A 14,386-nucleotide genomic window follows, 5' to 3' on the forward strand; every position below is an offset into this window, starting at 1 on the left:
GCCATCGCTGTTACCAATAGGCCAAGCCGCACATGAGGCAAGGCCATGGATGATTCGGACTACCTGCGCCTGTTGACCACCCAAGCCGAACAGGCGAACGCGCTGCTATCCAACGCTCGCAAGTGGGAACGCGAGCGCTGGGTGTGCCAGCGGCTGCTGCAAGGCTTGAACATCACCCATGCGACCGAGGAATTCCTGCCCGTCAGCCAGGAACCCCCGGATGTACTGTTTCGCGACGCCAACTTTGAAGTGTTTTTCGTGCTGGACGAAGGCCGCCGGCTCAATGACGAGTGGCGAGAAGAGCTTCAGCGCCGCCGCAGTGCGTTCTCCCTGCGCCAACTGGTTCGTCGAGAGGCCCGGCCCAAGCGGATTCGCGCACCAGAGTTACTGGCACGGCTGGGCCCTACTTTGCGCAAGAAAGCCCACAATTATCTAGAGCGCGGGCTAGACCTGAGCACCCTGGACATGGTCGCTTTCGCCAGCCTCAAGCGTGAAGCGCTCAACCTCAATAGCCATTTCCCACCCCCTACGGAGTACCTGCGCCAAGGCTGGCGCTCACTCTCCCTGGTAGGGCCCAACTTCGCCCGGGTGCTGTTCGCTCACCCTGGGGCACCGGATTTCCTACGGGCACACTTGGGCCGTAGCATCCTGTTTGACGTAGGCATCACACTCTAACCCTGCTGGCCATGGCGCCCCGCTGCCGGGGGTGATACAACTAGGGCATCACGCAACCTGCTGGCCCTCTTGTAACATGCCCGCCCCTGCCTTAGTCGCTCCCCGCCCAACTGCTTTCTTCATTGAAAGAACAAATTCGCGCACCGTGCAACATTTTGCCCAAAGTGGCGGTCTATTCGCGCGACCTGAACATCGCTACAGCCTGGAGGGGCGCTCGAAGCTGCCTTGCGCTCGCCCCCTCCCGTGCTTTCGGTTGGCCATCGTGCCCAGCCGCACCCCGAATTTTTTTAACCTTATGAGATACCTCCATGAAACATCGCATCGTGATCGTTGGCGGCGGCGCCGGCGGCCTGGAATTGGCGACCCGCCTTGGCAAAGGCCTGGGTAAGCGCGGCAAAGCCAGCATTACCTTGGTGGACGCCAACCTCACCCATATCTGGAAGCCCCTGCTGCACGAAGTAGCGGCGGGCTCACTCAACTCTTCGGGTGACGAACTCAACTACCTGGCCCAGGCCAAGTGGAACCACTTCGACTTCCAGCTGGGCCGCATGAGCGGGCTGGACCGGGCGCGCCAGCGCATTACCCTGGCCCCTACCCGGGATACCAACGGGGCGGAGCTGGTACCCGAGCGTGAGTTGGCCTACGACACCTTGGTGATCGCCGTGGGCAGCACCACCAATGACTTCGGCACCAAAGGCGCAGCCGAGCATTGCCTGTTCCTGGATACCCGTGCCCAGGCCGAGCGCTTCCACCAACAGTTGCTCAACGCTTACCTGCGCGCCCACGCCCAAGCAGAAGACCATCAGGAAGAAATCACCGTGGCCATCGTTGGCGCGGGTGCCACGGGCGTGGAGCTGGCCGCCGAGCTGCACCATGCGGCCCATGAGCTGGCCGCCTATGGCCTGGGCCGCATTCGACCTGAAAACATGCGTATCACTGTGATCGAGGCCGGGCCGCGGGTACTCCCAGCACTGCCCGAGCGCATCAGCACGCCGGTGCACCGCACCCTGGAAAAACTGGGCGTAACCGTGCTCACTGGCGCGGCCGTGAGCGAGGTCATCGCTGATGGCTTGGTGACGTCTGAAGGTACGCTGATCCCGGCGCGGCTCAAAGTATGGGCTGCGGGCATTCGCGCACCGGCCTTCCTCGAAGGCATCGATGGGCTGGAAACTAACCGGATCAACCAGTTGCAGGTACGCCCTACCTTGCAAACCACTCGGGACGATAACATCTTTGCCTTCGGCGACTGCGCCGCCTGCCCACAACCGGGCACCGACCGCAACGTGCCGCCCCGCGCCCAGGCCGCTCACCAACAAGCCTCGCTGTTGGTCAAGGTGCTCACGTTACGCCTGGAAGGTGGCACCTTGCCGGAGTACCGCTACACCGACTACGGCTCACTGATTTCGCTGTCGCGGTTCTCTGCCGTAGGCAACTTGATGGGCAACCTTACCGGGAGCGTGATGCTCGAAGGCTGGCTGGCGCGGATGTTCTACGTGTCCCTTTACCGCATGCACCAGATGGCCCTCTATGGCGTGTTCCGTACCGCTATGTCCATGTTGGGCAACCGTTTGGGCCGAGGTACCGAACCGCGCCTCAAGTTGCACTGAAGGTTGAGGACGGTGCTTTCGAGCCGTGGTTGCCAGTGCAGCGCCTGTATGCCAGTTAACGCGCGAAAGCCTCGGACAAATCCTCAGAAATCATTATTATCCCTAGGTGGAGAACGGCTGCCGTAGCCAGCCAAACTGTCGATCGAGGGCGTCATGGGCAACGAAAGCATCAATTGGGACACGCTGGGCTTCGAATACATCAAAACCGACCTGCGTTACATCGCTGTATGGCGCGACGGCGCCTGGCAGCCGGGCGAACTGACCGAAGACAATGTGCTGCACATCAGCGAAGGCTCCACCGCGCTGCATTACGGCCAGCAGTGCTTCGAAGGGTTAAAGGCCTACCGCGCCAAGGATGGATCGATCAACCTGTTCCGCCCTGACCAGAACGCCCTGCGCATGCAGCGCAGCTGCGGCCGCTTGCTGATGGCGCAGGTGTCTGAGGAGATGTTCATCGACGCCTGCAAACAGGTGGTCAAGGCCAACGAACGCTTCATCCCGCCCTACGGCACTGGTGGGGCCCTGTACTTGCGCCCCTTCGTGATCGGCGTGGGTGACAACATCGGTGTGCGCACCGCCCCGGAGTTTATCTTCAGCGTGTTTGCCGTACCCGTAGGCCCTTACTTCAAAGGCGGCATGAAGCCCCATAACTTTGTGATTTCCGGCTATGACCGCGCGGCCCCCAATGGCACCGGTGCCGCCAAGGTAGGCGGTAACTACGCTGCCAGTTTGATGCCGGGTGCCGAAGCCAAGAAGCAGAACTTTGCCGACTGCATTTACCTGGACCCACAAACCCACAGCAAGATCGAGGAGGTAGGCTCGGCCAACTTCTTTGGCATCACCAAAGATGGCAAGCAATTCGTAACGCCCAAGTCCAGTTCGGTCCTGCAAGGCATTACCCGCCTGTCCCTGCTGGAACTGGCGGCCAGCCGCCTGGGCTTGGACGTGATCGAAGGCGATGTACTGATCGATGAGCTGGATCGCTTCGCCGAAGCCGGTGCCTGTGGTACCGCCGCGGTGATCACCCCCATCGGGGGGATCGAATACAAAGGCAAGCTGCATGTATTCCACAGCGAAACCGAAGTAGGCCCTATAACTCAGCGCTTGTACAAAGAGCTTACGGGCATTCAAACCGGCGAAATCGAAGGCCCACAAGGCTGGATCATAAAAGTCGACTAGCCCCTGTAGGAGCCAGCGCAGCTGGCGAACAGGTCGAAAAACCTCCGTTCGCGAGCTTTGCTCGCTCCTACAGCTTTTTATCTCGCGGTGGTTTACATCACCGCCGCGAAGGCTTCGATCACGTGGTCCAGGTTGCTCGGGCTCAGGCCCGCGATGCAAATCCGCCCGGTTTCCACCGCATACACCCCATGCTTAGCCTTTAGCGCGCGTACTTGCTCGGCGCTTAGCCCGGTGTAAGCGAACATGCCTTCCTGATGAGCGAGGAACGCAAAATCCCGTTCCGGTAGGCGCTTGCTCAGGCCTTCGACCAACGCCGCGCGCATGGCGATAATGCGTTCGCGCATCTGGGCCAGCTCTTGTTGCCACTGCTTGCTCAACTGCGCGTCACCCAACACCCGGGCAACGATGCTGGCGCCGAACATGGGCGGGCTGGAGTAGTTACGGCGCACATGCAGTTTCAACTGGCCCAGCACCTGCGCCTCGCTGCTTTTGGTGGTATGAACACTCAACGCCCCTACCCGCTCGCCATAAAGTGAGAAGGTTTTGGAAAAAGAGCTGGATACCAGGAACTCCATGCCTCGGCGCGCGCATTCGCGGATCAGCCAGGCATCTTCATCCAGGCCCTTGCCAAAGCCTTGGTAGGCAATGTCGAGGAAGGGAATGGCATCTCGCGCTTGCAGCACGTCGAGGATCCTCACCCAGTGTTCCCGCTCTGGCTGAATGCCGGTGGGGTTGTGGCAGCAGGGATGCAACAGTACGACGGCCTTGGCCGGTATGCCTTCCAACGCGCGTACCGCGCCGTCAAAATCGAAGGCCTTGGTTGTGGGCTCAAAGTACGGGTAGCGATTTACCTTGAAGCCCGCGCCTTGGAAAATCCCCAGGTGGTTATCCCAGGTAGGGTCCGACACCCACACTTGAGAATCCGGCCAAGCCGTTTTGAGGAAATCCGCACCCACCTTGAGCGCGCCGGAGCCGCCTACGGTCTGAATGATCGCCACGCCATTGCGGGCGGTATCTATGCTGTCGGCGAACAGCAGTTGCTCTACCACCTTGCGATAAGCAGGCACGCCTTCCATGGGTAAGTAGCTACGAGGCTGATGTTCGGATACCAGCAGCTCTTCGGCAGCCTGGACCGAGGGCAACAGCGGCACGCGGCCCAACTCGTCGTAATAAATACCTACGCCTAAATTGACCTTGTTCGCCCGTGGATCGTCGGCGAACGCCCCCATCAGCCCCAATATAGGATCGCCAGCGTATAGGGGTAAGTGTTCGAACATTGTGCACCTCAAGTAGGGAATGATCCGGGCGCAAAAGCCCATGCGGGGAAGATTAGCCCACACAGGCCCATAGGGGTCAAGGCATACACCCCGCGATGGCCGGTTGCCTGAAGGCATGGTCACTAGCGCGGGGTATCGATCGCCACCGACGATCAGGCGACTGCGGGGCGCCCGTGCAGGTCTGGGCTGTGGGTAGGCTCTGGCGGTTTGACCAGTTCGCGAGCTACGGTCCAGACGATCACCGCGGCAAGCACATCAAACACCGCTAGCACCACGAACAATGGACTGTAGCCAATCTTAGTAACCAGCACGCCGAAGACCAAGGTGAAGGCCGCGGCGCCCAGGTAACCGAACATTCCACCCATGCCAGTGGCGGTGGCCACTTCATGCTTGCCAAAGGAGTCGGAGGTAATCGAATAAAGCGCCCCGGACAGGGTTTGGTGGGCAAAACCACCGATGCACAGCAGCAGGATTGCCGTATAGGGGCTTTCGACCAAACCAATGCAGGCCGGGCCGATCATGCAACTCGCGCCGAACAGCAACACCAGCTTGCGAGAGGTGAACAGCGATACCTTCATATGCTTGTGGAAGAACGGGCTTAGGTAGCCGCCCAGCACACAGCCTAGGTCTGCCGCCAGGAAAGGCAGCCAGGCGAACATGGCGATTTCCTTGATGTTCATATGCCGCTCGGTCATCAAGTACAGCGGAATCCAGGCGTTGAAGGTCTGCCAGGCGGGCTCTGACAAAATGCGGGCCGACGCGATGGCATAGAAGTTACGGCTGCTAATGATCGTCTTCCAACCACCTTTTTGCCGAGGCTCGTCCTTGAAGTGCGCCTCCTGCCCGGACAGTATGTACTGGCGCTCCTCCTCGCCCAGCCTGCGTTGGTCACGCGGGTGCTTGTACAGCACCAGCCAGAGAAAGCTCCAGGCAATGCCCAGCGCGCCCACGATCAGAAACGCTAGCTGCCAGCCGCTTTGCAAGATAGCCCATACCACCAGCGGAGGCGCCAGCAAGGCACCGATGGAGGAGCCGATGTTGAACCAGCCGATGGCGACCGAGCGCTCCTTGGCAGGGAACCACTCGGTCGTGGCCTTTACACCCGCTGGCAGGCCAGCGGCCTCGGTAAGCCCCAGCAAGCCGCGCAGGAACGCCATGCTCTGCCAACCCGTCGCCAGGGCCGCTGCCGCACAGGCCGCGGACCATGCCAGCGCGAAGGTAAAGAACCCCATTTTGGTTCCAATGGCATCGAGCACATACCCAGCAATTGGCTGCATAAAGGCATAGCACAGCTGCCAGGCCACCACGATATTGGCATACTGCTCGGTGGAGATGGTGAGTTCTTTCATCAGGGTGGGCGCAGCCACCGACAGGGTGTTGCGGGCCAGGTAGTTGACGATAAGCCCAAACGTCACCAGGGCCACCATCCACCAACGGATGCCTTTGATTTTCATGAGCTAGCACTCTTTATTTTGTTTTTGTAGGAGCAAATCGTAACGACATATGTCGTCGTACTTGTTGGCCTTTATAGGTAAGTGCTCGTACCCTGTCAAACCTATATGTGCGCATTCAAATACCCTGAATAGGGTTTCATTCATCGAAGCAAAAGAGACCGATGGGTCAAAAATTCGCTGGTTAGAGCAAACCTGCGGAGGAAACGGCTAAAGCTCATGTGTTTATGGACCAAGTCGTATGACAACCTACTTCGCTGTAGGGGCCAGCAGAGGTGGCGAACATTGTCTATGCCTGTGCCCTATCTTCGCTAGCTGGCGCTAGCTCCTACGGGCGATAGGTGAAGCCACGGCAGCGGCCGCCCATTCAGCCACTCGAGGCCCGCGCCACTGGCCAACCGCTCAGCGATTGCCTATAGTGCCGCCATTCCAATAACGCCCCCGCCCGCCCTGGCCTACCCCAGCGGCGCACGGGGGCGTTGTGCCTTTTTCTTGACCCTGAGGTGTTATGCGCTTTACCTCCCTGCGCCGGGATGCCCTGGCCGGGCTGACCACGGCATTCGCCCTGGTGCCTGAATGCATCGCTTTCGCCTTGGTGGCTCACCTCAACCCCTTGATGGGGCTGTATGGCGCCTTCTTTATATGCACCCTCACCGCGTTGCTGGGCGGCAGGCCTGGCATGATTTCCGGCGCGGCCGGCTCCATGGCGGTGGTGATCGTAGCTCTGGTGGTACAACATGGCGCCCAATACCTGCTGGCCACGGTGGTGCTCGGTGGGCTATTGATGATGCTGTTCGGGGCATTACGGCTGGGCAAGCTGATCCGCATGGTGCCGCACCCGGTGATGCTGGGCTTCGTCAATGGCTTGGCCATTGTTATCGCCTTGGCCCAGCTAGAGCATTTCAAGCAAGGCGAGCAGTGGCTGCAGGGTACCGCGCTGTGGGTAATGCTGGGGTTGGTGGCAGCCACCATGGCGGTGGTTTGGCTGTTGCCCAAGCTGACCCGCAACGTGCCGCCAGCCTTGGTGGCAATCCTCGGCGTAGGCCTGTTGGTGACCGCGCTTGACCTGCCCACCCGTACCCTAGGGGACATGGCCCACATCGCTGGCGGGCTGCCGCGGTTCCACCTTCCCAACGTGCCCTGGACGCTGGACACACTGCGTATCGTATTGCCCTATGCCTTGCTGATGGCGTCGGTCGGCCTGCTGGAAACCCTGCTCACCTTCAACCTTACGGACGAGATCACGCAAACCCGCGGCCAACCGAACCGTGAGTGCGTAGCCTTGGGCGCGGCCAACCTGGCCTCGGGGCTGTTCGGCGGTATGGGCGGCTGCGCCATGATCGGCCAGACCATGATCAACCTCTCCTCGGGCGGGCGTGGTCGGCTTTCGGGCGTGGTCAGTGGTGGGATGATCCTGATGTTCATCCTGTTCCTTTCCCCGTGGATCGAGCGCATTCCGTTGGCCGCGCTGGTAGGCGTGATGTTCGTAGTGGCCCAGCAGACCTTCGCCTGGGGCTCGCTGCGCGTGCTGGATAAGATTCCTCGCCACGATGCCTTGGTCGTGGTGGCGGTAACCCTCATCACGGTATTTACCGACCTGGCCACGGCCGTGCTGTGTGGGGTCGTGATCGCGGCGCTGAGCTTTGCTTGGCAACACGCCCATGATATTCGCGTCGAGTACACCGATACCGACACGCAACGCTGCTACCACCTTTATGGCACCTTGTTCTTTGCCTCTACCACGCGGTTTCAGTCTTTGTTCCACCCGGCTGAGGGCCCTGCCTCGGTGCTGATCGATTGCTCCGGCCTGCGGATCGCCGACCATTCCGGCATCGCCGCGCTTCAGGCGCTGTTGGCGCGCTATCGCGCCCTTGGGCGTGATGTAGAACTGACCAACCTGTCGCCACGTTGCAGCGCGCTATTGCATCGGGCCGGCGTCAGTACCGTTTGATCTTCTCCCTGGCCTAAGGCCGACAATAAAACGCCAGGGCGGTATGTTTCAGTTTTCTGACTCCTACTGCTTCTGCCATGCGGCGTCACTCCTCTTCTTTCGCCTTCAAAGGACTTCCCGGCTTTAGCACCGTACCTGTAGCGCAGCGCTGGCTCACTGACGCTTGCGCTGTAGCGTTTCAGTCTCCGCCAAAAAATCGCTTAAAAACGCCCGCTTTTTGACGCAACACTGCTCATTTGACGCTCTCGCATCAGACCTACCGCCAAGGACTCGGCAGAAAAGTGGCGGTTTTGTGATTTATGCCCGGTTCCTGACGGTTAATGATGAACGGGGAAAACCATTTCTGAGAACTGTGTCATATACCTCCGGTACCCAGCGCTAACTTATTGGCATTGATTCCATATCTCTTCCCCGGACCGGAGCAAGCACATGATTTTCAATGTAAAGGATTTTGGCGCTGTTGGTGACGGTGTCACGGATGATACAGCGGCCATGCAGGCAGCCATTGACGCAGCCTCGGCGGCAGGTGGTGGCACCGTGTTCGTTCCCACCGGCACCTATATCGTATCCGCGGGCGAGGAGCCTTCCGACGGCTGCCTGATGCTCAAGAACAATGTGCATATGGAAGGTGAAGGCGCCGGCAAGACCACTGTAAAGGTGGCCGATGGTTCCGATACCAAGATCACCGGGGTCATCCGCTCCGCCTACGGTGAGGAAACCCATGATTTCGGCCTTAGCAACCTGACCATCGATGGCAACCGGGAACACACCACCGGCAAGATCGACGGCTGGTTCAACGGCTACATTCCTGGCAAGGACGGGCACGACAGCAACGTGACCCTGAGCGGCGTAGAGATCAAGGATTGCTCCGGCTACGGGTTCGACCCTCACGAGCAAACCATCAACATGCTGATCGAGAACTGTGTATCCCATGGCAACGGCTTGGACGGCTTCGTTGCGGACTACATGATCGATACCAAGTATGTGAACAACGTGGCGTATGACAACGACCGCCATGGTTTCAACATCGTGACCAGCACCAATGACTTCACCATGACCGGCAACGTGGCCTACGGCAACGGTGGCAACGGTATCGTGGTTCAGCGGGGCAGCGAAAACATTCCTTCGCCCTATAACGTCACCATCGAAGGCGGCAATGTTTACAACAACGGCGCCGAGGGCGTGCTGGTAAAACTCTCCAGCGACGTCACCGTGACTGGCGTGAACATCCACGACAACGGTGGCGCTGGCGTGCGCATCTATGGCAGCACCGGCGTGATCGTCACTGGCAACACCTTGACCAACAACGCGCTGAACGCCCCTGTGCCGGAAGTGATCATCCAGAGCTACGACGATACCACTGGCGTATCAGGCAAGTTCTTCCCCGGCAGCGACAACCAAGTCATCGACAACACCATCACCGGCGGCGCCAACTCCACCTACGGGGTGGCGGAGCGCAACGAAGACGGTACAGACCGCAATACTATCGTGGGCAATGACATCAGCCAGACCAGCAAAGGCGCCACCCTGGTATACGGCGATGGCACCTATGTTGGCGATACGCTACCTACCAATACCATCAACGGTACCAACGGCTCCGATACCCTCAACGGTACCGCCAACAATGACCTGATTATTGCCGGTGCCGGGAACGACACTGTTAACGGTGGTGCTGGGGATGACATCCTGATGGGTGGCGCAGGGGCCGACAAGCTCACCGGCGGCACCGGCGCGGACGTGTTCCGTTTCAGCGCCCTGACCGACAGCTACCGCACCGCCACCTCTAGCTTCACCGACCAGATCACCGACTTCAACGTGGCCAGCGATACCCTTGATGTAGCAGACCTGGGCTTCAAAGGCCTGGGCAATGGCTACAACGGCACCCTGCTGGTGCAGTACAACAGCAACACCGACCGCACCTATATCAAGAGCTACGACACCGATGCCAGTGGCAACCGGTTCGAGCTGGCCCTGAACGGCAACCTGGCCAGCACCCTCACCGCCAGTAACTTCCTGTTCCAACGTACCATCGAGGGCACCACGGGCAGCGACTCGCTGACCGGCACGGGCGGCGCGGACACCCTCAACGGCTTGGCTGGCGAGGACAGCATCAATGGCGGTGCCGGTAACGACCGTATCAACGGCGGTGCCGGGGCCGACACCCTGACCGGTGGCGCGGGCGCCGATACCTTCGTGTATGCCAGCCGCCTGGACAGCTACCGCAACTACAGCACCGGCGGCGACACCGTGTCCGACCTGGTCACTGACTTTGATGTTACCGCGGACAAGATCGACCTCTCGGCCCTCGGCATCACCGGCCTGGGCGATGGCCGCAACGGCACGGTGTACCTGGCCCTCAACAGTGCAGGCACCAAGACCTATATCAAATCCCTGGAAGCAGATGCCAATGGCAACCGCTTCGAAGTGGCCCTGACTGGCAATTACCTGAACAAGCTGACCGCGGGCAATTTCGTGTTTTCCGCGGCTACCCTAGAGAATCATGCGCCTGTGGTAGCTACCCCGCTACTCGACAAAAACGCCACAGAGAACACACCGTTCTCCTATGTGGTACCGGCTACCAGCTTCAGCGACTCAGACAACGACACCCTAAGCTATTCCGCCAACCTGGCGGATGGTAGCGCCCTGCCCTCCTGGCTGACATTCGACCCCGCGACCCGTGCCTTCACCGGCACCCCAAGCTTCAGCGACGCAGGCGCGCTGGATGTAGTCGTGATTGCCAATGACGGCAAAGGCGGCACGGTTAGCGATACCTTTACCTTGGACATCAAAGACGTGGAAGAAACCGGCAGCACACTCACCGGCACTGCCGGTAAAGACACCCTCACAGGCACCAATGCCAGCGAGCAATTATTAGGCTTGGCAGGCGCGGATACCCTTAACGGCAAAGCTGGCGACGACCTGCTGGTGGGCGGCGCTGGCGCTGACAAACTCACCGGTGGCACCGGCGCCGATGTGTTCCGCTTCACTTCCGTGCTGGACAGCTACCGTACCGACTCGGCTAGCGCTACCGACCTGATCACCGACTTCGACGTGAACGCGGACAAGATCGACGTCTCCACCCTGGGCTTTATCGGGTTGGGTAACGGCCTTGAGGGTACGCTGAACATCTCCTACAACAGCAGCACCAACCGCACTTACATCAAGGACAAAGACGCGGACGCCAACGGCAACCGCTTCGAGCTGGCCTTGCAGGGCAATTACCTCAAAACCCTGACCGCGGCGAACTTCGTGTTCACCTCCGAAACCCTGCCGGCGAACCATGCTCCCGTGGTCAGCGACCCGCTGCAAGACAGCACCGCCACGGAAAACACCCCGTACAGCTACACCTTGTCCCGCGCGGCCTTCACCGACGCCGATGCTGATCGGCTGACCTTCACCGCGGCGCTTCAAGACGGCAAGCCGTTGCCCGCCTGGATGAGCTTCGACCCCAAGACCCTGACCTTCAGTGGCACGCCGGATAATGACGCCGCGGGCGTTTACAACTTCCTGGTTACCGCCACCGACACCAAGGGCGCCTCGGCCAGCGACGTGTTCGCCCTGACCGTAGCCAATGCACCGCCCACCACCATCACCGGTACCTGGGACGGGGAAACCTTGGAAGGTACCACCCGTGAGGACTTGATCCTGGGCCTGGATGGCGCCGATACCATCAACGGCAACCGTGGCAATGACGTGATCGACGGCGGCGCCGGGCGGGACAGCCTTACTGGCGGCGCGGGAGCGGACACCTTCCGCTACTCGGCCTTGAGCGACAGCTACCGCGACTACGACGCCGATGGCATCACCGCCACCGACACCATCACGGACTTTACCGTGGGCGTGGACAAGATCGACGTCTCGGCCTTGGGCATCGTGGGCCTGGGTAACGGCAGCCACCATACCTTGTACATCACCACCAGCGATGACGGCAGCAAGACCTACGTCAAGTCTGCCGAGACCGATGCCGACGGCAACCGCTTCGAAATCACGCTGCAGGGCAACTATGCCAACAGCCTGAGTGCCGATGACTTTGTGTTCGCTCAACGCGCTCAGCAAGACATTCTCTTCCTGCCAACCTTGGGCCAGTCCAACGCACGCTTGCTGCGCATGAGCGAAGACGATGGCCAATCAGGCATCACCGAGATGGTCAACGACCTGTCCAAGTACACCAAATACGATGTGCGCAGCCAGTTCACCGACGCCGATGACAATGGTATCGATGTGGCCGTGGGCGGCAGCACCGTGTGCGGCCTGTCTACCGGCAACCCCGAGGAACTGCGCTTGTCTTGGTGGCTGACCGACACCAACCAGCCGGGCCCAGCCTTGCTGCGCGCGGTAGGCCTGTTGCAAGAACAGCTCGCCAGCCTCAAGGCCATCGACAACGTGACCATGGGCATCGTGTGGGGCCAGGGCGAAGAAGGCGCGCAGGAAATCGGCCGCGCCGCCGACCCCGTTGCACAAGCGGCGCTGTACAAGGAATCGACCCTGAAGGTATTCGACTACCTGCACGCGCAGTTGGGCGACTTCAAGGTCTATCTGATGGAAACCGGCCACTACGACGCCGACTCCGCACGCGTACGGGGTTATGACGAAACCAAGATCGCCTCGATTCAGAATGGCGTGACTGCCGTGCGTGCCGCTCAGGAAGCGATCGCCGCGGAACGCGCGGACGTGGTGCTGGCCGTGGACTACACCGACCTGCCGTTGCGCGAAGAGGCTGACCCCGTCACCTACCCTGACGACGTATGGCACCTGCATGAAGAGTCCGCCGAAATCGTGGGCCAGCGCTTGGCGGACGCCATCGCCGATGACCTGGGCTACAAGGGCGACCTTACCGACAACCGTACGGCACAGGATGTGTACGACGATGTAAACAGCCAAAAAGGCGGTTATATCTCCGGCACCGACCAGGACGATACCCTGATGGGCAGCGCCTGGAACGACACCATTGATGGTGACTTGGGCGCTGACACCATGGTCGGTGGCGACGGCAAGGACGTGTATATCGTCGACAACGCGTTCGACACCGTAACCGAAACCAACGATGCCGCCAGCCAGATCGACACGGTGCGCTCGTCGGTCAGCTGGACCCTTGGGGATAACCTCGAATACTTGGTGCTGACCGGCTATTCGGCTATCGACGGCACCGGTAACGGCCTGCGCAACTTCATCACCGGCAACGATGCGGCCAACGTATTGGACGGTAAGGGTGGCGCCGACAGCATGACCGGTGGCAACGGTTCGGATATCTACTATGTGGATAACGTCGACGACACCACCGTAGAGAAGAGCAGCGACAGCGCAATCGGTGGCATCGATACGGTGTTCACCAGCCTGGCCAGCTGGACGCTTTCCAACAACGTGGAAAACCTAGTGATCAATACCACTGGCGCCGCCAATGGCATTGGTAACGGGCTGGACAACCTCCTGTTCGCCGGTAGCGGCAACAACGTGCTCGATGGCCGTGGCGGCAACGACACTGCGTCCTATGCCTTCGCCACCGCAGGCGTGACCCTGGCCCTGAACACCAGCGCTCAGCAAAACACCGGCGGTTCGGGCATGGATAGCCTCAAGTACATCGAAAACCTGATCGGCAGCCAGTTCGCCGATACCCTCACCGGTAGCACCGCCGCCAACGTGCTTAACGGCGGCGCGGGCAACGATACCCTGATGGGCGGCGGTGGCGATGATACCCTGATTGGCGGCGCAGGTACCGACGCCCTCACTGGTGGCACCGGCGCGGACACCTATGCGTTCAAAGCCCTGAGTGACATGGGGCTGGGCAACCTGCGGGACGTCATCATGGGTTTCAAGAGCGCCGAAGGCGACAAGCTGGATTTCACCGGCATTGATGCCAATACCGCTACCGCAACCAAGGAAAGCTTCAGCTTTATCGGCAGCCAGGCCTTCGACAGCACCAACGCCGCTGGTCAGCTGCGCTTGGAGAATGGCATTTTGTACGGCAGCGTGAACGCCGATGCCAATCCCGAGTTCGAGATTCAGTTGGTAGGTGTCACTCAACTGCACCAGAGTGACTTCGCCGCTTAAGCAGTAGGCCTTGAACAGGGGCCTCGGGGGTCGCGCTCCGGGGCGCCAAGGCAATACGGCTCTGTAACAGCAGCTTTATGGCCAGTGTTATCTGCCTGTGAACCTAAAAGCCCCTGGCACCTCACGGCGCCAGGGGCTTTTTAAGCAGCAGACAACCGTAAGTTGGGCGTGATGGGCAGTAGCCCCCTGGTCAACTTG

At 60.3% G+C, this 14,386-nt stretch carries 7 protein-coding genes; 5 read left to right on the forward strand and 2 right to left on the reverse strand.

All coding sequences use genetic code 11. The features are described from left to right. The first annotated feature begins 45 nt into the window (after positions 1-45). From ACWKV4_RS01205 to ACWKV4_RS01215, 3 genes are all read left to right on the forward strand, one after another. A complete protein-coding gene (locus tag ACWKV4_RS01205; protein WP_483830303.1) occupies positions 46-675 on the forward strand; it encodes a DUF1780 domain-containing protein in 630 nt (209 codons plus the stop codon). Between the two features lie 308 nt (positions 676-983). After that, positions 984-2,282, forward strand: a complete 1,299-nt coding sequence (locus ACWKV4_RS01210; protein WP_483830304.1) for an NAD(P)/FAD-dependent oxidoreductase — start codon at positions 984-986, stop codon at positions 2,280-2,282. Positions 2,283-2,435: 153 nt separating this feature from the next. After that, positions 2,436-3,461 (forward strand): branched-chain amino acid aminotransferase, encoded by a 1,026-nt coding sequence (locus ACWKV4_RS01215; protein WP_483830305.1) that lies wholly within the window; start codon positions 2,436-2,438, stop codon positions 3,459-3,461. Between the two features lie 92 nt (positions 3,462-3,553). Here ACWKV4_RS01215 and ACWKV4_RS01220 read toward each other — a convergent pair whose 3' ends face one another. Then, the gene (locus ACWKV4_RS01220) at positions 3,554-4,738 is read right to left on the reverse strand and encodes an amino acid aminotransferase (protein ID WP_483830306.1); all 1,185 of its coding nucleotides are present in this window, start codon (positions 4,736-4,738) and stop codon (positions 3,554-3,556) included. A gap of 152 nt (positions 4,739-4,890) precedes the next feature. Continuing rightward, positions 4,891-6,192, reverse strand: coding sequence for an MFS transporter (locus ACWKV4_RS01225; protein ID WP_483830307.1), 1,302 nt, complete (start codon positions 6,190-6,192; stop codon positions 4,891-4,893). Positions 6,193-6,697: 505 nt separating this feature from the next. Here ACWKV4_RS01225 and ACWKV4_RS01230 point away from each other — a divergent pair. Further along, entirely contained in the window at positions 6,698-8,140 is a 1,443-nt protein-coding gene (locus ACWKV4_RS01230) for a SulP family inorganic anion transporter (RefSeq protein WP_483830308.1), read from the forward strand. A gap of 429 nt (positions 8,141-8,569) precedes the next feature. Further along, positions 8,570-14,188 carry a putative Ig domain-containing protein gene (locus tag ACWKV4_RS01235; RefSeq protein WP_483830309.1) on the forward strand — a complete coding sequence of 1,873 codons (5,619 nt, stop codon included), beginning with the start codon at positions 8,570-8,572 and terminating at the stop codon, positions 14,186-14,188. The last annotated feature ends 198 nt before the right edge of the window (positions 14,189-14,386 follow it).

Source organism: Pseudomonas artemisiae, from assembly GCF_057128685.1.